General features: G+C 58.5%; 1 protein-coding gene. It reads right to left on the bottom strand.

What is annotated here, in order from left to right; translation table 11 throughout:
- On the bottom strand, nucleotides 1-1191 hold a 1191-nt coding region (purL, locus tag ACR0C6_RS21305; protein WP_480621099.1), incomplete at both ends, for a phosphoribosylformylglycinamidine synthase subunit PurL.

The following is a 1191-nucleotide window of genomic DNA, read 5'->3' as shown; positions in this document are numbered from 1 at the left end:
GGCCGTCAATCGGGTCGATCTGAGGCACTTCAGCCAGTTCTTCGGCTTCGGGCGTCGGCACCCAAGGGCGATCATATTCGGGCGCGGTCGAAGACAGTTTGGACAGGACGAGATCGGCCTTGACCTCACCGTTGTGCATGATCAGGAAGCGGTCTTCGGCAATGGTTTCGCCAACGATTGCGAAATCGAGATCCCATTTTTCGAACACGGCGCGGGCCTCGGCCTCAAGTTCGGGTTTGAGAACCATCAGCATGCGTTCCTGAGATTCGGACAGCATCATTTCATAAGCTGTCATGTTCTCTTCGCGCTGGGGGACGTTTTCCAGATCCAGACGTACGCCCAGACCGCCCTTGTCGCCCATCTCAACCGCGGAACAGGTCAGGCCCGCAGCACCCATGTCTTGAATCGAGATCACGGCACCGGTCTGCATCAGCTCAAGCGTTGCTTCCATCAGGCGTTTCTCGGTGAAGGGATCACCCACCTGAACAGTAGGGCGTTTTTCCTCGATGGTGTCGTCAAACTCGGCCGAGGCCATCGTCGCGCCGCCAACACCGTCGCGTCCGGTCTTGGCACCCAGATAAACCACAGGCATTCCCACGCCCGACGCGGCAGAGTAGAAAATCTTGTCGCTGTCGGCCAAACCGGCGGCAAAGGCGTTCACAAGGCAGTTGCCGTTGTAAGCCGGGTGAAAGCGGACCTCGCCCCCAACGCAAGGCACACCGAAACAGTTGCCATAGCCGCCAATGCCTTCGACCACGCCGTTGACCAGCTGGCGGGTTTTGTGGTGGCCGGGTTCACCGAAGGACAGCGCGTTCATCGAAGCGATCGGGCGGGCACCCATGGTGAACACGTCCCGAAGGATGCCGCCGACACCCGTTGCCGCGCCTTGATAGGGCTCGATGTAAGACGGGTGATTGTGACTTTCCATCTTGAAAACAACGGCCTGACCGTCGCCGATATCCACAACACCGGCATTCTCGCCCGGTCCGCAAATGACCTGAGGCCCTGAGGTCGGAAGAGTGCGCAACCACTTCTTCGACGACTTGTAAGAACAATGTTCGTTCCACATAGCCGAGAAAATGCCAAGCTCGGTAAAGGTCGGTTCACGCCCGATGATCTCGAGGATCATGTCATATTCCTCGGGCTTGAGCCCGTGTGCGGCAATCAGATCGGGTGTGATGGCGGGCTCTT

It is taken from the genome of Ruegeria sp. AL12 (genome assembly GCF_056540885.1).
The sequence above is the reverse complement of the archived record's forward strand: the minus strand, read 5'-3'. Positions and strand labels throughout refer to the sequence as shown.